The sequence below is a fragment of the Caulobacter sp. FV1ye13L genome (assembly GCF_058681155.1).
Map to the genome: position 1 here is coordinate 3336773 of NZ_CM178732.1, position 18212 is coordinate 3354984.

Annotated in this window: 16 protein-coding genes and 2 tRNA genes; 13 read left to right on the forward strand and 5 right to left on the reverse strand. The window is 64.1% G+C overall.

Features of this window, described 5'->3' with window-relative positions:
* Nucleotides 1-171 precede the first annotated feature (171 nt).
* Complete coding sequence (gene glnA / locus ACW176_RS16175) at nt 172-1581, reverse strand: type I glutamate--ammonia ligase (RefSeq protein WP_419316892.1); 1410 nt, start codon at nt 1579-1581, stop codon at nt 172-174.
* A 44-nt stretch (nt 1582-1625) separates the two neighbouring features.
* On the reverse strand, nt 1626-1964 hold the full coding sequence (locus tag ACW176_RS16180) for a P-II family nitrogen regulator (RefSeq protein ID WP_035046431.1): 339 nt from the start codon (nt 1962-1964) through the stop codon (nt 1626-1628).
* A gap of 236 nt (nt 1965-2200) precedes the next feature.
* Between ACW176_RS16180 and ACW176_RS16185 the strand changes: the two genes are divergently transcribed.
* The 6 genes from ACW176_RS16185 (at nt 2201) to ACW176_RS16210 (ending at nt 8285) form a co-directional block, all read left to right on the forward strand.
* Nucleotides 2201-3751, forward strand: coding sequence for an acetyl-CoA acetyltransferase (locus ACW176_RS16185; RefSeq protein WP_492109869.1), 1551 nt, complete (start codon nt 2201-2203; stop codon nt 3749-3751).
* Between the two features lie 6 nt (nt 3752-3757).
* Complete coding sequence (locus ACW176_RS16190; RefSeq protein ID WP_492109870.1) at nt 3758-4327, forward strand: histidine phosphatase family protein; 570 nt, start codon at nt 3758-3760, stop codon at nt 4325-4327.
* Nucleotides 4328-4337: 10 nt separating this feature from the next.
* On the forward strand, nt 4338-5828 hold the full coding sequence (locus tag ACW176_RS16195; RefSeq protein ID WP_492109871.1) for an NAD(P)H-hydrate dehydratase: 1491 nt from the start codon (nt 4338-4340) through the stop codon (nt 5826-5828).
* 22 nt (nt 5829-5850) lie between these two features.
* A tRNA-Leu gene (locus tag ACW176_RS16200) sits at nt 5851-5935 on the forward strand.
* Nucleotides 5936-6127: 192 nt separating this feature from the next.
* Entirely contained in the window at nt 6128-7486 is a 1359-nt protein-coding gene (tig, locus tag ACW176_RS16205; RefSeq protein WP_419255847.1) for a trigger factor, read from the forward strand.
* Nucleotides 7487-7658: 172 nt separating this feature from the next.
* Nucleotides 7659-8285: an ATP-dependent Clp protease proteolytic subunit gene (locus tag ACW176_RS16210; protein ID WP_419255848.1), complete on the forward strand. Its 627-nt coding sequence runs from the start codon at nt 7659-7661 to the stop codon at nt 8283-8285.
* Nucleotides 8286-8349: 64 nt separating this feature from the next.
* Here ACW176_RS16210 and ACW176_RS16215 read toward each other — a convergent pair whose 3' ends face one another.
* Nucleotides 8350-9021 carry an HAD-IB family hydrolase gene (locus ACW176_RS16215; RefSeq protein WP_419316888.1) on the reverse strand — a complete coding sequence of 224 codons (672 nt, stop codon included), beginning with the start codon at nt 9019-9021 and terminating at the stop codon, nt 8350-8352.
* Nucleotides 9022-9365: 344 nt separating this feature from the next.
* Between ACW176_RS16215 and clpX the strand changes: the two genes are divergently transcribed.
* The 4 genes from clpX to ACW176_RS16235 all read left to right on the forward strand — a co-directional run bounded on the left by clpX (nt 9366) and on the right by ACW176_RS16235 (nt 14028).
* Complete coding sequence (gene clpX, locus ACW176_RS16220; protein WP_419316887.1) at nt 9366-10628, forward strand: ATP-dependent Clp protease ATP-binding subunit ClpX; 1263 nt, start codon at nt 9366-9368, stop codon at nt 10626-10628.
* A gap of 391 nt (nt 10629-11019) precedes the next feature.
* Complete coding sequence (gene lon / locus ACW176_RS16225; RefSeq protein ID WP_492109872.1) at nt 11020-13419, forward strand: endopeptidase La; 2400 nt, start codon at nt 11020-11022, stop codon at nt 13417-13419.
* A gap of 149 nt (nt 13420-13568) precedes the next feature.
* Nucleotides 13569-13847, forward strand: a complete 279-nt coding sequence (locus tag ACW176_RS16230; protein ID WP_425996098.1) for an HU family DNA-binding protein — start codon at nt 13569-13571, stop codon at nt 13845-13847.
* Between the two features lie 106 nt (nt 13848-13953).
* A tRNA-Val gene (locus ACW176_RS16235) sits at nt 13954-14028 on the forward strand.
* Here the strand turns inward: ACW176_RS16235 and ACW176_RS16240 are convergent.
* The gene (locus ACW176_RS16240) at nt 14016-15293 is read right to left on the reverse strand and encodes a glycosyltransferase (protein ID WP_492109873.1); all 1278 of its coding nucleotides are present in this window, start codon (nt 15291-15293) and stop codon (nt 14016-14018) included. The two genes, ACW176_RS16235 and ACW176_RS16240, sit on opposite strands and share 13 nt — an antisense overlap.
* Before the next feature lie 101 nt (nt 15294-15394).
* On the opposite strand from ACW176_RS16240, the gene ACW176_RS16245 reads away from it, so the two are divergent.
* The 3 genes from ACW176_RS16245 (at nt 15395) to ACW176_RS16255 (ending at nt 17766) form a co-directional block, all read left to right on the forward strand.
* Nucleotides 15395-16285, forward strand: a complete 891-nt coding sequence (locus ACW176_RS16245) for an SPFH domain-containing protein (RefSeq protein ID WP_492109874.1) — start codon at nt 15395-15397, stop codon at nt 16283-16285.
* A gap of 54 nt (nt 16286-16339) precedes the next feature.
* Nucleotides 16340-16492, forward strand: coding sequence for a type II toxin-antitoxin system antitoxin (locus ACW176_RS16250; protein ID WP_419255505.1), 153 nt, complete (start codon nt 16340-16342; stop codon nt 16490-16492).
* 65 nt (nt 16493-16557) lie between these two features.
* A complete protein-coding gene (locus ACW176_RS16255; RefSeq protein WP_492109875.1) occupies nt 16558-17766 on the forward strand; it encodes a glycosyltransferase family 4 protein in 1209 nt (402 codons plus the stop codon).
* Between the two features lie 43 nt (nt 17767-17809).
* Here ACW176_RS16255 and ACW176_RS16260 read toward each other — a convergent pair whose 3' ends face one another.
* Nucleotides 17810-18067 carry a hypothetical protein gene (locus ACW176_RS16260; protein ID WP_419316882.1) on the reverse strand — a complete coding sequence of 86 codons (258 nt, stop codon included), beginning with the start codon at nt 18065-18067 and terminating at the stop codon, nt 17810-17812.
* Between the last annotated feature and the right edge of the window lie 145 nt (nt 18068-18212).

Consider the following 18212-nt stretch of genomic DNA (forward strand, 5'->3'; position numbering starts at 1 on the left):
CGGACGGATTACGTCGGTTCTGTTGCGGAGTTGCGACAATTTTGTTCAGCCGGCGCCCGTAAGTAAGAAACCATTCCCAGGTTTGCGGCGCAGCTGGCGTCATCAGGCCCAAAAGAAAAGGGCCGGAGATTTCTCTCCGGCCCCGATTCCCAGTCCTAAACTCAGTTTAGCCTAGCACTTGTAGTACATGTCGAATTCAACGGGGTGCGGGTGCAGTTGCAGACGCATCACTTCTTCCATCTTCAACTCGATGTAGCTGTCGATGAAGTCGTCATCCATGACGCCACCGGCCTTCAGGAAGGCGCGGTCCTTGTCGAGGTTCTCGAGAGCTTCACGGAGCGAACCGCAGACTTCCGGGATCTTCTTCTGCTCGCGCGGGGGCAGGTCGTAGAGGTTCTTGTCGGCGGGCGCGCCCGGATCGATCTTGTTGTTGATGCCGTCCAGGCCGGCCATCAGCAGCGCGACGAAGGTCAGATAGGGGTTGCCCATCGGGTCGGGGAAGCGGGCTTCCAGACGCTTGGCCTTCGGTGAGTCGACGTGCGGGATACGGATCGAGGCCGAGCGGTTACGGGCCGAATAGGCCAGCTTCACCGGGGCTTCGTAACCGGGCACCAGGCGCTTGTACGAGTTCGTCGTCGAGTTCGAGAACGCGTTGATCGCCTTGGCGTGCTTGATGATGCCGCCGATGTACCACAGGCACATGTCCGACAGGCCGGCGTACTTGTCGCCTGCGAACAGCGGCTTGCCGTCCTGCCAGATCGACTGGTGCACGTGCATGCCAGAGCCGTTGTCGCCAAACATCGGCTTGGCCATGAAGGTCGCCGTCTTGCCGTAGGCGTGCGCCACATTGTGGATCACGTACTTGTAGAGCTGCATACGGTCGGCCATCACGACCATGGTGTCGAACTTCAGGCCAAGCTCGTGCTGCGCGGGCGCCACTTCGTGGTGGTGCTTTTCCGGCTTCATGCCCAGCTCGCCCATGACGGCCAGCATTTCGCCGCGCAGATCTTGAGCGGAGTCGATCGGGTTGACCGGGAAATAGCCGCCCTTCGGACCCGGGCGGTGACCCATGTTGCCTTCGGCGTAGGTCTTGGCCGAGTTGCCCGGCAGTTCGACGGAGTCGAACGAATAGCCGGTGCTGTTGGGCTGGGTGTCCCACTTCACGTCGTCGAAGATGAAGAACTCGGCTTCAGGGCCGAAGAACACGTTGTCGCCGATACCCGAAGCCTTGACGTAGTTCAGGGCCGCCTTGGCGATCGAACGGGGGTCGCGGTTGTAGGGGGTGCCGGTGTCGGGGTTCACCACATCGCAGAACAGCGCCAGGGTCGTCTGCTGATAGAACGGGTCGATGATGGCGGTCGTCAGGTCGGGACGCAGCTTCATGTCCGACTCGTTGATGGCCTTCCAGCCGGCGATCGACGAGCCGTCGAACATGGTGCCGTCGTTGAGGAAGTCGTCATCGACCAGATCGATGTCGAACGTGACGTGCTGCATCTTGCCGCGAACGTCGGTGAAGCGAACGTCAACGTATTTGACGTCCTTTTCCTTGATCAGGTTCAGGATTTCCTTGGCGGTGCTCATTCCGTATCCCCTTCTTGAGCCTCGTAATATTTGACCGATCGCGGCTAGACGGCCGCGGGGCCGCTTTCTCCGGTTCGGATGCGGATGACTTCCGCGATCTCCGAGACGAAAATCTTGCCGTCGCCGATGCGCCCGGTGCGCGCGGCGCGGGTGATGGCCTCCAGCGCGGGTTCCAGCTGGCTGTCCTCGACGACCACCTCCACCTTGATCTTGGGGAGGAAGTCCACGACGTACTCAGCGCCGCGATAGAGCTCGGTATGGCCCTTTTGGCGACCATAGCCTTTGGCTTCGAGCACGGTCATGCCCTGGACGCCCATCTCCTGGAGCGCCTCCTTCACCTCATCCAGCTTGAACGGCTTGATGATGGCTTCGATCTTCTTCATCGGTTCCACTTTCGGGCCCGCAGGCGCGCCGCGCCTTTGATGAGCGGCACGGATCACGCCGCCCGGGGGACTCGCAAGCTTTCGACGGTCGGAAAGGGGCTCGCCGATGACGGATCGAGGGTGATGATCAAATTTTGCGCATCGCGAGCGCGAAATTTGATCACTGCAGGTTTGTTGACCAAATGGCCTTGCAGAGCGCCGTTTCACCCCTAGGATCGCCCCCAACAATCGTTTGAATGGGGGCGAACATGCGCGACGACACACCGGTTTTGATCGGCGCTGGCCAGTTCACCTACCGCGGAGAAACCCAAAACTCGCCGTCACCGCTCGAACTGCTGAAGATTGCAGCGGAACGTGCTGTTGAGGATGCAGGGCTCTTGGGGTCGGTTCTTGCCGAACTCGACGCGTTGGCGGTCATCGCTTTCAGTATCGACGCGCCGGGCGGGCTTTCGAAGCTTCCCTTGCCGCGCCTTGCCAATCCTCCCGCGAGCCTGGCCAGGGCCTTGGGCGCCGGGCCGGCATGGAGCGTCTATACCGAGACCGGCGGCAACAGCCCTCAGCAGGCGATCAATGTCGTCTGCGAGCGGATCGCCAAGGGCCAGACCGAAATGGCCCTGGTGACGGGAGCCGAGTTTCTCGGCTCGCTGATGAAGCGTCTGAAGGGCGGCTTGGGTTTCGAAGGCTGGGGCGACGACATTACCGAGCCCCCGGCTCGCATCGGCGATCCTCGTCCCGGCGTCACGCCGCAGGAGGCCGCGCACGGCCTGGGCTATCCCGTCAACACCTATCCATTGTTCGAGAACGCGTTGCGGGCCCGCGACGGGCGGTCTCTGGAAGACCATCAGGCCCGGCTGGGACGCCTGTTCTCACCGTTCAGCAAGGTCGCGGCCGGCAATCCCAATGCCTGGTTCCCGGTCGAGCGATCACCGGAGGAGCTGGTGACGGTCACCGATCGCAACCGGATGATCAGCTTTCCCTATCCCAAGTACCTGAACGCCATCATGGAGGTGGATCAGTCGGCCGCCGTGCTGATCTGCAGCGTCCGCAAGGCGCGCGAACTGGGCGTGTCGGAAGACAAGTGGGTCTATCTGCACGGCTGCGCCGACGCCGCCGATCTCTGGTACCCGATGGACCGCCAGGATTTCCATTCCAGTCCGGCCATTCGCCTGACCGGTGAGCGCGCCTTCGCGATGGCGGGCATCGGCCTGTCCGACATCGACATCATCGACCTGTATTCCTGCTTCCCGTCCGCCGTTGAGGTGGCGGCCGAGGAGCTGGGCCTGGCGCTGGATGATCCGCGTGGTCTGACCGTCACCGGCGGCCTGCCTTATTTCGGAGGGCCGGGAAACAACTACGCCCTGCATTCCATCGCCGAGATGATGGGGCGGCTCAGAGCCCGGCCCGGAGCCTACGGGCTCTGCACGGCCAATGGCTGGTTCCTGACCAAACAGTCGGTCGGCATCTATTCGACAAGACCTGTCGAGGGAGACTGGGTCCGCGAGGCGCCCTCCAGGATTCAGGACCGGATCGACGCGCTGCCGCATCCCGAAATCGTCGAACACCCGACCGGGCCGGCGGTGATCGAGACCTATACCGTTGTCCACGCCCGCGAAGGTGTTCGCATGGGCATCGTGATTGGCCGCGACTCTGCCGGCCGACGCTTCGTGGCCCACACGCCCGAGGATCCCGAGACCCTTCTGGACCTCGAGGCCCGAGAAGGCGTGGGCAGAACCGGCGTCGTCGGTCCGCACCCCGACGGTGTTCGCAATCTTTTTGTTCCGGATTGAACCCATATGACCCGCGTCCATGTCATCCGCCACGGGCGTCCGGCCTCGACCTGGGGCGGGGCGGAGGATGATCCAGGCCTCGACGAGGTCGGGCATCGGCAAGCCGTCGAGGCGATGGAAACCCTGATGGCCCTGCCGGAAGGGCAACGACCGCTCCGTGTCGTCTCATCACCCCTGCGTCGGTGCCGTGAAACCGCCGCGCCGATGGCGAGCGCCCTGGGTGTCGAGCTGGTGATCGATCCCCGCGTGGGGGAGATCCCAACGCCCGTGGCCATGCCCGCCGGGGAGCGCCCAGACTGGCTCAAGGCGGCGTTCGGCGGCGAATGGGGGCAGATTGTCGGCGATCTGGACTATGAGGCCTGGGCCAGAGGCGTGGCCGCCGCCGTGGCCGAGTATCCGAACACAGCGGTGTTCAGCCACTTTGTGGCGCTGAACGCCGCCGTCGGCGTGGCGATCGGCGAGGCGAGGGTGGCGGCGTTCCGACCGGATCACTGTTCGATCACGACGTTCGACATCCGCGATGGACGCTTGATCCTCAACGAGAAAGGACGCGAAGCTCAGAGTCAGGTGCTCTGAAGGAGTCGTCGTGCCGCGCGAAATCATGACCGTCGCCGAGATGACTGCGGCGGATCGCGCCGCCGTCGCACTGGGCGTGCCGATCAGCACCTTGATGGAGCGCGCCGGAATCGCGGTGGCCGAGGCGGTCAGGGCGCGGTTCTCGCATCGGCCCGTCGTGATCTGGTGCGGCCCGGGCGACAACGGCGGCGATGGCTATGTCGCCGCGCGGCATCTGCGCAGCAAGGGCTGGTCGGTTCGCGTGGAAGCCTCTGCGCCGCCGGTCACCGAGGCGGCCAGGCGCGCGGCGTCACGCTGGAAGGGCGAAACTGGTCCTCTGTCGCCGGAGCCTGGCCAGGCCGACATCTATATAGACGCGCTGTTTGGCGCGGGCCTGTCGCGGCCGCTCGAGGGCGATGTCGCCAAGCTGGCGCGCGCCAGCAACCTGCTGAACAAGCCCATCATCGCGATCGATGTGCCCAGCGGCGTGTCGGGCGATACAGGTCGCGCCCTGGGCGAGGCGGCGTTTCGGGCCGATCTCACCGTGACCTTTCATCGACGCAAACCGGTCCACTGCCTGATGGACGGGCGCGCGGCTTGCGGAGAGGTGGTCGTCGCTGACATCGGGCTCGCCGCTCCAGACCACGCTTGCACCCTGCACGAGAACTCCCCCGACCTGTGGGAGGCCCGGTTTCCGTGGCCAGCCCTGGACGCGCACAAGCATCGACGTGGTCGTTTGAAGGTGGTCAGCGGTGACGCGTGGAATACAGGCGCGGCGCGTCTGGCGGCGCGAGGCGGCCTGAGGATCGGCGCGGGCGTGGTCAGCCTGTTGTCGCCGCCCAGCGCGCTGGCGGTGAACGCCGCTCATCTCGAAGCGATCATGCTGGCGCCTTTCGAAGGCGAGGCGGACCTGCAGACGGCCGGAGAAAGCGCCGACGCCGTCGTGATCGGTCCGGCCGGCGGCGTCGGCGATACGATCATGCGCAATCTTTTCGCTCTGGCGAGGACGGGCGCGGCCCTGGTGGTCGACGCCGACGCCTTGACCAGCTTCCGCCATGACCCGGGCGCGCTGTTCTCGGCCCTGGATCGGGATGACGTACTCACACCCCACCCGGGTGAGTTCGAGCGGATCTTTCCAGGGCTTCTGGGCGAATCGGTCGAGCGCTTGGCGGCGGCGCGGGAGGCGGCGCGCCGGGCCGGCGCTGTCGTGCTCTTGAAAGGGCCCGATACCGTGGTGGCCGCACCGGACGGCCGCGCGGCGATTTCGCTCAATGGGTCGCCCTGGCTGGCGACGGCGGGTTCGGGCGATGTTCTGGCGGGTTTCATCGGCGGACTGATCGCCCAGGGCATGGACAGTTTCGAAGCGGCCTGCGCCGGAGCCTGGATCCACGCGGAATGCGGAAAAGCGCGGGGGCCGGGGCTCATCTCCGAAGACCTGCCGGATCTGGCTCCCGCCGTGCTGGCTCAACTCTTGACGCGTCGCCCTGTCCAGGCGCGCGGCGGACTTGCATCCCCACGGTGAAATCCGTAAGGCCTGCCCCCACGCGGATGTGGCGAAACTGGTAGACGCACCAGATTTAGGTTCTGGCGCCGAGAGGCGTGGAGGTTCGAGTCCTCTCATCCGCACCAAGATTGACTGACCGCTTTCTCGTCTATGAGGGATGGCCGTGACTTTTGCCGCTGGCGCTCTTGGATGGTCGCGCACGTCGTGACATAAGGGCGCTCTTTCGCCGCCCCGGCCTCGCGGGCGGCGTCGATGTTTTTGACCCCAGGGCGGACCCCCGACGCGCGCGTCGCAGGTCCGAGAATATGACAATGTCGATGCAGATCGTTGAAAAGTCGGGCGAAGGCCTTAGCCGCGTTTATGGAGTGACCGTGCCGGCCGCCGAGCTGGCCACGCGTCTCGAAGCGCGGATCGCCGAAGTCGCGCCGCAGATGAACGTCAAGGGCTTCCGCCCTGGCAAGGTTCCCGCCGCTCACGTGCGCCGTCTGTACGGCAAGGCGCTGATGGGTGAAGTCGTCGAGCAGGCGCTCAACGAGACCACCCAGAAGGTCCTGGACGACAACAAGCTGCGTCCCGCCGGTCAGCCCGAGCTGAAGCCGTCTTCGGACATGGAAAAGGTTGTCGCCGGTGGCGAAGACCTGTCGTTCGACGTGGCCATCGAGATCATGCCGGACTTCGAGCCGATCGATCCCGCCAGCATCGAGCTGGTCAAGCCGGTCTACAAGGTCGCCGACGCCGAGGTCGACGAGGCCCTGGCCGAACTGGCCAAGCAGGCCCGCACCTACGAGCCCCGCAAGGGCAAGAGCCTGAAGTCCAAGGACGGCGACCAACTGCTGATCGACTTCGTCGGCACGGTTGACGGCGTCGAGTTCGCCGGCGGCAAGGCCGAAGGCGCTGAACTGGTCCTGGGTTCGGGTCAATTCATTCCCGGTTTTGAAGAACAACTGGTCGGCGCCAAGCCGGGCGACGAACTGGTCGTGAAGGTCACGTTCCCGGAAGATTATCAGGCCAAGGATCTGGCCGGTAAGGCCGCTGAATTCGCCACCAAGGTGACCGAAGTCCGCGCTCCGGTCGACGCCGAAGCCGATGACGAACTGGCCAAGCGCCTTGGTCTGTCTGACCTGGCCGCTCTGAAAGAGCTGCTGAAGTCGAACCTGTCGGGCCGCTACGACAACTCCTCGCGCTTCAAGCTGAAGCGCGCCCTGCTGGACGTGCTGGACACCAAGCACGAGTTCGACCTGCCGCCGCGCATGGTCGACGCCGAGTTCGCCGGCATCTGGCAGCAGGTCCAGGCCGACAAGACCCAGGGCGGCCTGCCGCCGGAAGACGCCGACAAGACCGAAGACCAGCTGAAGGACGAGTACCGCAAGATCGCCGAGCGCCGCGTGCGCCTGGGTCTGGTGCTGGCCGAAATCGGTCGCAAGAACGACGTGGTCGTCACCGACCAGGAACTGACCGACGCCATCATGCGCGAAGCCCGCCAGTATGGCGCGCAAGCCCAGCAGGTGTTCGACATGTACCGCCAGCGCGCCGACCTGCAGGCCGCTCTGCGCGCCCCGATCTATGAGGACAAGGTCGTCGACCTGATCTTCGGCAAGGCCAAGATCGAGGAAAAGGAAGTTTCCAAGGAAGAGCTCCTGGAAGAAGACGATCTGCCGGAAGGCTACGGCGGCTAAGGCCTCCGTCATCCGACGAGACAGGGCGCGGCTCGCAAGGGCCGCGCCTTTTTCTTTGGCTCAAGCTTTGCGCCCGCGCCTTGCAACCTGTTAATCGCCACGCGATATGCGTTGGCGACGCCGCGCGAGGTGTGATTCGTGCGGCCCCAAAACGCGAAAAAGGGCGAACCCTATGTACGATCCGGTTGCAACGGCGATGAACCTCGTGCCGATGGTGGTCGAACAGACCAGCCGCGGCGAGCGCGCGTTCGATATCTTCTCGCGCCTGCTCAAGGAGCGGATCATCTTCCTGACCGGCCCCGTCGAAGACGGCATGGCCAGCCTGATCTGCGCGCAGCTTCTCTTCCTGGAGTCCGAGAACCCCAAGAAGGAAATCGCCATGTACATCAACTCGCCGGGCGGCGTGGTGACGGCGGGTCTCGCGATCTATGACACCATGCAATACATCAAGAGCCCGGTTTCGACCGTGTGCATGGGCATGGCGGCCTCGATGGGCAGCCTCCTGCTCTGCGCCGGCGCCGCAGGCCAGCGCATCTCGCTGCCGAACTCGCGCATCATGGTTCACCAGCCGTCGGGCGGTTTCCGCGGTCAGGCCTCGGATATCGAGCGCCACGCCGAGGACATCATCAAGACCAAGCGCCGTTTGAACGAAATCTACGTCAAGCACTGCGGCCGGACCTATGAAGAGGTCGAGCGCACCCTCGATCGCGACCACTTCATGAGCGCTGAGGAATCCAAGGCCTGGGGCCTGATCGATCACATCAATGAAACGCGCGACGAGACCGACGCCAAGGCCTAGGCCTCGCCACTCCGGATTCTGATCAAGCCGCCGGCCGCAAGGTCGGCGGCTTTTTCATGCCGGCTTAAAGCGGCTTGCCCCGGAAGACGCGGTAGCCACGCTCATCGGCGATGGCCAGCATTTCGATATCGCCCGACGTGTCGCCATAGGCTGCCGTCAGACGAACGTCCTCGCCGAAGGCTTCTTTCAGGCGGACAACCTTTTCCTTGGCGCGACAGTTTGGACCCGCCAGGACGCCAAGGGCGCGAAGGTCGTGGTCAAAGGCGAGGCGCGTGCCGATCAGCAAGTCGGCGCCCAGACCGCGCGCGAACGGCGCTACCGTGATGTCGGGCGATGCGGTGACGATGACCATGCGGGCGCCCTTGGCGCGCCAGCGGCGCCACACTGCCAAGGCGTCCGGGCGAAAAAGGGAAGGAGCGTGCAGTTCGGCGAAGGCCCGCGCATCTGCCTCGATCTCGGCCTGAGTCGCGCCTTTCAGGAATTCACGCACCGCAGCGGCCTTCAGCTTGCCGCGATTGCGATTGAAAACGTAGCGCACAAGGGCAGGGGAGAGCCGCAACACGCCTGCCGTCCAGCGCGCGGGGCCCGCTCGCCATTTCAGGAAGGCATTGAAGCTGTCGCGGACGGTCAGAGTGCCGTCAAAGTCAAAAGCCACAAGCGCCGGCGCATCGGTCATGTCGCCTGTCATCGGCATCGAGGCCGTCAGGCCCTTGGCCATTAATGAGCGCTTCGCCATTCTTCTCCGCGCGCATCGGGCGCGCCCTGTTAAACAAGCGGCTGTTCGATCACGATTCCCGCACCGGCTCTAAGCCTTCCACATCTATGGAAGGGTCAAGGTCCTGGAGCGGTTGCGCCGTTGGCCTTGGCCCCCATTTTAGACCGGAAGATCATTCCACGACACGATGCATTCTCTGGTCAGGCGCTCGAAAAAGGCGCCAAGGCTTGTGAACTGCGGCCGGATCGGGGAATGTCAAGGATTAGACAACTCCCGGCATGTAAGCTGTCCCTTCGGTGACGGCATGTGAGCCAGGAGCGGGCGTCACGGCCGTAGCCGCCGCCGCCATAGCGTGAGAAGCGACCATGACGAAAGCCGCGAGCGGCGATACCAAGAGCACCCTGTACTGTTCTTTCTGCGGAAAGAGTCAGCATGAGGTGCGCAAGCTCATCGCGGGACCGACGGTGTTCATTTGTGATGAATGCGTCGAGCTCTGCATGGACATCATTCGCGAAGAGCACAAGATTGCTTTCGTGAAGTCGAAGGATGGCGTCCCGACGCCACGCGAAATCTGTGAGGTCCTGGACGATTACGTGATCGGCCAAGCTCACGCCAAGAAGGTGCTCGCTGTCGCGGTGCACAATCACTACAAGCGCCTCAACCACGCGTCGAAGAACAACGACGTGGAACTGGCCAAATCCAACATCCTGCTGGTCGGCCCAACCGGTACGGGCAAGACGCTTCTGGCCCAGACCCTGGCCCGAATCATCGACGTGCCGTTCACGATGGCGGACGCCACCACCCTGACCGAAGCCGGTTATGTGGGTGAGGACGTCGAAAACATCGTGCTCAAGCTGCTTCAGGCCGCCGACTACAATGTCGAGCGGGCGCAGCGGGGCATCGTCTATATCGACGAAATCGACAAGATCAGCCGCAAGTCCGACAATCCGTCGATCACCCGCGACGTGTCGGGTGAAGGCGTGCAGCAGGCCCTGCTGAAGATCATGGAAGGCACGGTCGCCTCCGTGCCGCCGCAAGGCGGGCGCAAGCATCCCCAGCAGGAGTTCCTGCAGGTCGACACCACCAACATCCTGTTCATCTGCGGCGGGGCGTTTGCGGGTCTGGAGCGCATCATCTCGGCGCGCGGCCAGGGCAAGTCGATCGGCTTCGGCGCCAAGGTGGCTGATCCGGAAGAGCGTCGCACGGGCGAAATCCTGCGCAACGTCGAGCCGGATGACCTGCAACGCTTCGGCCTGATCCCGGAATTCATCGGTCGTCTGCCGGTGATCGCGACCCTGGAGGATCTCGACGAGGTCGCCCTGGTCAAGATCCTGACCGAGCCGAAGAACGCCTTCGTCAAGCAGTACCAGCGCCTGTTCGAGATGGAGAACATCGGCCTGACCTTCACCGATGACGCCCTCAGCGGGATTGCGACCAAGGCTATCGCCCGCAAGACCGGTGCGCGCGGTCTGCGGTCGATCATGGAAGGCATCCTTCTGGAGACCATGTTCGAACTGCCCAACTACGAGGGCGTCGAGGAAGTGGTGGTCAATGCCGAGGTCGTCGAAGGCCGGGCTCAGCCGCTGCTGATCTATGCCGAAAAGAAGGGTGGCGCCGCGTCGGCCTGACGCGACTAGCCATTCCCAAGATCAAGGCGCGCTCCTCGGGGCGCGCCTTTTTCATGCCGTCGGGGCCCTGCAGGCTGGATCTCCGTCGTCTGATGCGGCCAGGCCACAGGCGCCAGGGGTCGCAGGCGTTGCGCTATGACCGCTAGTTTGAAACGAAATTGCGTGACAGGGGGTTTTGAGGGCATATCCCCTTCAGCTTGGCCACTTCTGCGCGACCAGTCGCCGCTATCAGGCGACTCGGCTTGAACGCAGTGGCGAAACGTCCACATAATTAGGGACCATTCCGTCCAGTCCCGGACGGACGGGCCGATCGACTCAGGCGCATCGTCTGATGTAACGGCGGCCCGCATGGCCGAGCGCGGACGCCGCGACGGCCGGGAGTAAGAGCATTATGTCTGAACTTCGTACGCTTCCAGTCTTGCCGCTGCGGGACATCGTGGTTTTCCCGCATATGGTCGTGCCGCTCTTCGTGGGCCGCGACAAATCCGTGCGCGCCCTTGAAGAGGTGATGCGCGGTGACAAGCAGATCCTGCTGGTGACCCAGAAGAACTCGGCTGACGACGATCCGTCGCCGGGCGACATCTATGATGTCGGCGTTCTGGCCACCGTTCTTCAATTGCTCAAGCTGCCTGACGGCACCGTAAAGGTGCTGGTCGAGGGCAAGGGCCGCGCCGCCGTGGTCAAGTTTACCGATCAGGAGTCCTTCTATGAGGCCCAGATCGGTGAAGTGAGCGAGGACGAGGGCGTCGGTCCCGAGGCCGAGGCGCTGTCGCGCGCCGTGGTCGAGCAGTTCGAGAACTACGTCAAACTCAACAAGAAGGTGCCGCCGGAAGCCCTGGCCTCGATCCCGCAGATCGCCGAGCCGGGCAAACTCGCCGACAGCATCGCCGCCCACCTGTCGGTGAAGATCGGCGACAAGCAGCACCTGCTGGAAATCTTCGACATCGTGAAGCGCCTGGAAAAGGTCTTCGCGCTGATGGAAGGCGAGATCAGCGTCCTGCAGGTCGAGAAAAAGATCCGCTCGCGCGTGAAGCGCCAGATGGAGAAGACCCAGCGCGAATATTATCTCAACGAGCAGATGAAGGCGATCCAGCGCGAGCTGGGTGATCCCGACGATCAGCGCGACGAACTCATCGATCTCGAAAAGCGCATCAAGAAGACCAAGCTCTCCAAGGAGGCCCGCACCAAGGCCGAAGGCGAGCTGAAGAAGCTGCGCAACATGAGCCCGATGTCGGCCGAGAGCACGGTCGTGCGCAACTATCTCGACTGGATGCTGTCGATCCCCTGGGGCAAGGCCAAGACCAAGAAGATCGACCTGGTCGAGGCCGAGAGCATCCTCGACGAGGATCACTACGGTCTGGAGAAGGTCAAGGAGCGCATCCTTGAGTATCTGGCCGTCCAGGCCCGCACCAACTCGCTGAAGGGGCCGATCCTTTGCCTCGTCGGCCCTCCCGGCGTTGGCAAGACCTCGCTGGGCAAGTCGCTGGCCAAGGCGACGGGTCGCGAGTTCGTGCGCATGAGCCTCGGCGGGGTGCGTGACGAAGCCGAGATCCGCGGTCACCGCCGCACCTATATCGGCTCGATGCCCGGCAAGGTCATCCAGTCGATGAAGAAGGCCAAGACCACCAACGCCTTCTTCCTGCTCGACGAGATCGACAAGATGGGCAGCGACTACCGCGGCGATCCCGCCTCGGCCCTGCTTGAAGTGCTCGATCCCGCCCAGAACGCGGCGTTCGGCGACCACTATCTGGAGGTCGACTACGACCTGAGCCAGGTGATGTTCGTCACGACGGCCAACAGTCTCAACATGCCCCAGCCGCTGCTGGACCGCATGGAGATCATTCGCATCGCCGGCTACACCGAAGATGAGAAGCTGGAGATCGCCAAGCGCCACATCCTGCCCAAGCTGACCAAGGATCATGGCCTGAAGGACTCTGAGTTCGTGGTGCCCGAAAAGGCGATCCGCGATCTGATCCGCTACTACACCCGGGAAGCCGGCGTGCGGTCGCTGGAGCGGGAACTGGGCGCCCTGGCGCGCAAGACCGTCCGCGATCTGGGACGCGAGAAGGTCACGTCGATCACCATCGACGACGAGCGGCTGGCCAAGTATGCGGGCGTCAAGAAGTACCGCTATGGCGAGACCGATGAAGTCGACCAGGTCGGGATCGTCACGGGTCTGGCCTGGACAGAGTTCGGCGGCGACATCCTGACCATCGAAGCCGTGAAGATGCCGGGCAAGGGCCGCATGACGGTCACCGGCAATCTCAAGGACGTGATGAAGGAGTCGATCTCGGCGGCTCAGTCCTATGTCCGCTCGCGGGCCCTGCACTTTGGCGTCAAGCCGCCGGTCTTTGAAAAGACCGATGTGCACATCCACGTGCCGGATGGCGCCACGCCCAAGGATGGTCCCTCGGCCGGCGCCGCCATGGCTGTGGCCATGGTTTCGGTGCTGACCGGTATCCCGATCCGCAAGGAGATCGCCATGACCGGCGAGATCACCCTGCGCGGGCGTGTGACGGCCATCGGGGGGCTGAAGGAAAAGCTCCTGGCGGCCCTGCGGTCAGGCGTGAAGACCGTTCTGATCCCTCAGGAAAACGAGAAGGATCTGGTCGATGTGCCTCAGTCGGTGAAGGACGGCCTGGAGATCATTCCGGTCTCCACCGTCGACGAGGTGCTCAAGCATGCGCTGACCGGCCCGCTGACGCCCGTGGAGTGGAATGAGGCTGATGAGCCCATTGCTGCAACTGCGAAGGGCGATGAGGGCGACGCGGACGCGATTTTGACCCACTGACTGTAACTTATCGTTGATAAGTATGGCGGCGCGGGAGGTTCCCGCGCCGCCTTCATTTGACGGGGCATTTTCCGCCGCCATAATCCTGGCCGAGCGAAGTGGCGTCGGCTTTTGCGAAGCGCCGCCGCTTTATTGGCTGGGAGAAAAACATGACCACAAAAGCCGAACTCGTCACGGCGATCGCCGAGAAGGCGGGCATCAATAAAAATCAGGCCAAGGACGCTCTGGAAGCCTTCATCGAATCCGTCACCGACTCGCTGAAGTCGGGAAACGACGTGCGTCTCGTGGGCTTCGGCACGTTCAAGGCCGTAGCGCGTGCGGCGGGTACCGCGCGCAATCCTCGCACCGGCGAGACCGTCAACCGCCCGGCCTCGAAGACCGCGCGTTTCCAGGTCGGCGAAGGCCTGAAGACCACGCTGAACGGCTGATCTCTTTTTGAGAGACAAGAGGGCGGAGCGCTTCTCGGCGCGCCGCCCTTTTCTTATTCGCTTTGCATGGGCCACGCCGGCGTCTAGAAGGCCGGCTCGACTTTTGGGGCGGTTAGCTCAGCGGTAGAGCGTCTCCTTTACACGGAGAGGGTCGGGGGTTCGATCCCCTCACCGCCCACCAGAATTCGTCGCCGGCGCCAGCAGCCGCTCCAACAGGGGCGCGGCGGACCGGTTGTCACGATCGGCCTGGATCGCGGCGCCCAAGGTCGCGGCGGCCTGGCCATAGCGCCCATCTTCAAGCAACTGGGTGATTGCGGCCATGATCGCTTCGACGCTTGCGTCTGGCGACAGGCGCAGACCGGCGTCGCGGGCGACCACCCTGGCGGTGTTGTCATGCTGATCACGGCCCATCGGCATGCACAGGAGAGGAACCCCCGCCATCAGCGGGCGTAGCGTAGAGCCATGGCCGGCATGGGTCACGAACACCGCCGTTTCCTCCAGCAAGGCCTGATGCGGCGCGCTGCGCACCACGACCACATTGTCGGGCGCGGGGAATTGGCTCGGCTCAAGAGTCGGCCCTGTCGTCACCAAACCGCGCACCGGCAAGCGGCCCAGCGCAGCGATGACGTTGGTCAGCACGACTTCCTGCGCCTGATACAGACTGGAAAACGAGACCAGCACCAGCGGAGCGTCGCCCGCAGGCAGGGCCGCGGGCGTCACCCAGGCAGGATCGGCCAGATAGGGGCCCGCATAGGCGAACGGGGCAGGCACGGGATCCGGGGCGAAATCAAACGCCCGGCTGCTGGCGATCAGGATCAGGCCGGCCGTATCGAGTTGATCGAACAGATCGTCCAGCGCCGGCAGGCCCAGTGCGGCGCGCGCGCTGTTCAGGGCCGGCAAACCGATCTGGAACAGACCCCGGCTCATCTGGGTGACCATCGCGTGCATGGCGCGCTCTTCGTCTGAGGTCGCCGGCGGCATGCCCGCGCCGAAGGGCGGGACACCGGACAGGGTGGGGAGCGACCAGATATTGGCGGCGAACAGGGCGAGGGGCAGATTGCGGGCGTCCGCTGCGGCCATGGCGCCCAGCAGAAGTTCCTGACTGACGATGGCGTCAGGCTTGAAGGCGTCGATGGCGGCGAGCGTATCCTGCGCATAGGCCAGGGCCGGCCCGGCCATGATCCGGGCGATCAGCCGCTGGATCACCTCAAGGGGGTTGTCGGCTTCATGGTCCTTCAGACGATCGTCCTCGCGGCGCTTTCCGGTCTGGCTCGGCGCTGTCGTCCAGGGCTGGAACGCCACGTCCAGAGCGGCGGCGTCCGTGTCGTTGCAGACATCGCTGAGGACCAGCACGTCGTGACCGCGATCCTGCAGGTCGCGCGCAGCCAGCAGCAGGGGCTGCACATGTCCGCCGCCTTCCCAGGTGGTGAAGAGATAACGCGCCATTCGATCCCCGCTCGGTCAGCCTTGGGCTTACGCGGTCCGGCTTCATCTTGCCAAGAGCGATCAAAGTGATATCACTTTCATATCCAGACGGGAGCGTGACGATGTCGGAAGTCCACACCATCAACCGGTCGGTCGAGCGTATTCGCGGCGGGGTCAGCGGAGGTCTGCCGCTTCTGGCGCTTCCGCTGCTGATTGGCGCCGGGATCTGGGCCTTTACCAACGCCGATGCCTACGGCGCCGGCTACAACGCGCTCGGCGCCTTGCTGGTCATTTTGGCCGCGTTGGTCAGTGGCGGCTTCTATTCGATGCAGCCGAACGAGGCCTATGTGCTGACGGTATTCGGCGCCTATGTCGGCACCGACCGCACGACAGGGCTTCGCTGGGTCTTGCCCTGGTACGGACGCAAGAAGATCAGCCTGCGGGTGCGCAACGTCACCAGTGAGAAGCTGAAGGTCAACGACAAGCGTGGCAATCCGATCGAGATCGCGGCCAACATCGTCTGGCGCGTGGCGGATTCGGCCCAGGCGTTGTTCGACGTCGATGACTATGTGGCCTTTGTGAACATCCAGATCGAAACCGGGCTGCGTGAGGTGGCCTCGCACTACGCCTATGATCACGCGGAGGAGGGCGAGCCCACCCTGCGCGCCGACGCCGAGGAGGTGGGGGCCAAGCTTCAGGCTGACCTGCAGGCCCGTATCGCCGTCGCCGGCGTCGCCATCGATCAGGCGCATCTCATGCACCTGGCCTATGCCCCGGAGATTGCCGGCTCCATGCTGAAGCGTCAGCAGGCCGAGGCTGTGCTGGCCGCCCGGCGCACGATCGTGGCCGGCGCTGTGGGCATGGTCGAGACGGCGCTCAATCAACTCAGCGAGCGCGGGGTCGTCAAATTGGATGACGAACGCAAGGCCGCGATGGTGTCCAATCTCCTGGTGGTGTTGTGCGCCGACCGCGAGGCTCAGCCCGTGGTCAATACCGGCACGCTGTACGGCTAGGGCGTGGCCAGCGATCCCAACGAGAACGGGAAGGGCGGACGGCGCGCGTTTCTGATGCGCGTACGCCCCGAGGTGCTGACCGCCGTGGAGCGACTGGCCGCCGCCGAGTTGCGCAGTGTGAACGCCCAGGTCGAAACCTTGCTACGGGAGGCGCTGGGCCGTCGCGGCGTCGGCATAAAGCCGCCGCAGGGCAGCGAGGAACCCTAACTGTCGCGAAACCTTTATCGTTCCGAGGCCGAATGTCATGGTCTGGTTAGCGATAAGGATTCGGCGTGGTGGACTTGAGATCGGATCAAACGTTCGGCTTTCGCGGCCTTGCGGATGGCGTCCCGGCGGCCGGACAGGCTGTTCGCCTGGTGGATACGACCATGCTCTACGCCCCGCGGAGCGGCGGCGTACGCCGGTATCTCAACACGAAGCGAACCTGGCTGGCCGCCAATAGACCGTCAGTGCACCACACCCTGGTTGTTCCCGGCGCGCGGGATGCTCATGACGGACAGGGCCGCGTGTCGATCTATGCCGCGCCGTTGCCGTTTGGTGATGGATACCGGTGGCCTCTCGTCAAGCAGGCCTGGATGGAGCGGCTGATCCGCCAGAGGCCGCACATTATCGAGGCCGGCGATCCCTATACGCCCGGCCTGGCCGCGTTGCGGGCCGGCGACGCCCTGGGCGTCCCGGTGGTGGGGTTCTGTCACACCGACCTGGGCGCGCTGGCGGCGCTGCATATCGGCGAATGGGCTGAGAAGCCGGTGCAAAAGCGCTGGGCGGCGATCTATGGCCAGTTCGATCAGGCCGTCGCGCCGAGCCGCTTCATAGCCGGTCGGCTGATCGAGGCCGGCGTCACCAACGCTATTGGCCTGCCCCTGGGCGTGGATGTGGACATCTTCCATCCCGGGCGCGGCGACCGCGCAGGCTTGCGCGCATCTCTGGGCTTGAGGCCGGACCACAAAATTCTGGTGTTCGCCGGACGGCCCGCGCGGGAAAAGCGGCTGGACGTGCTGGTGGAGGCCGTTGAACGGCTTGGCGACCCCTATGTGTTGCTGTTGATCGGCGCGGGGAGCGGCGCGCCGGCCAGTGATCGCGTTATCTGCATGGACTATCAGCGCGACCCACAGGCCCTGGCGGCGATACTGGCGGGTTGCGACGCGTTCGTGCACGCCAATGACAACGAACCGTTCGGCCTGGTCGTCCTGGAGGCGATGGCCTGCGGACTGCCCGTCATCGGCGTCGCGTCAGGCGGTGTGGCTGAATCGGTCGACGCCTCGGTGGGCGAGCTTGCCGCCGCATCGGAGGCGCGCGCCATGGCCGAGGCCGTGGAATCGGTGTTTGCGCGCGGCGCTGAGGGGCTGGGTCAGGCTGCCCGGTGTCGGGCCGAAGAGCGGCACGGCTGGGATTCCGTTTTCCAGGCGCTTTGCCAGATCTATGGCCGACTGACGGGCGCGGCCGAGTTTTCCGACGCCGCGCCAGTTCTGCGACACTAGAGCCGTGTTCGGCGAAGTGTGAGCCACTTCGCCGAATAACGTCTTAGTGGGGCAGGATCGCGCCGCCGGCCGCGAGACCCAGGGCGCAGAAGACGCCAAGGTGAAAGACAATACCGATCGCCACGGTGCGACGGACGGACCAGGTCGTTTCCTGGGCGAAGACGCGGGCGATTTCGTGCTGGAGGCTGTGCGCGGCGCTCTGGACCGGCGCATCGTTTTCATTGGCAAGGCGAAGAGCAGGGCGCTGGCGCGGGTTCTGCGCGATGGCGTCCAGATAGTCCACTTTACGCTGAAGCATCACTGGGCCTCCCTATGTGTTTCAAGGCACAGTAGAGAAATCAAGCTAACAAAATGTGCTCAATAGGCGACGCTATGATTGCGTCATCCTGCCTCATGATCAGATCGGGTATGTTTAGACTGCATTAAGCACGTCAACTACTGATCAA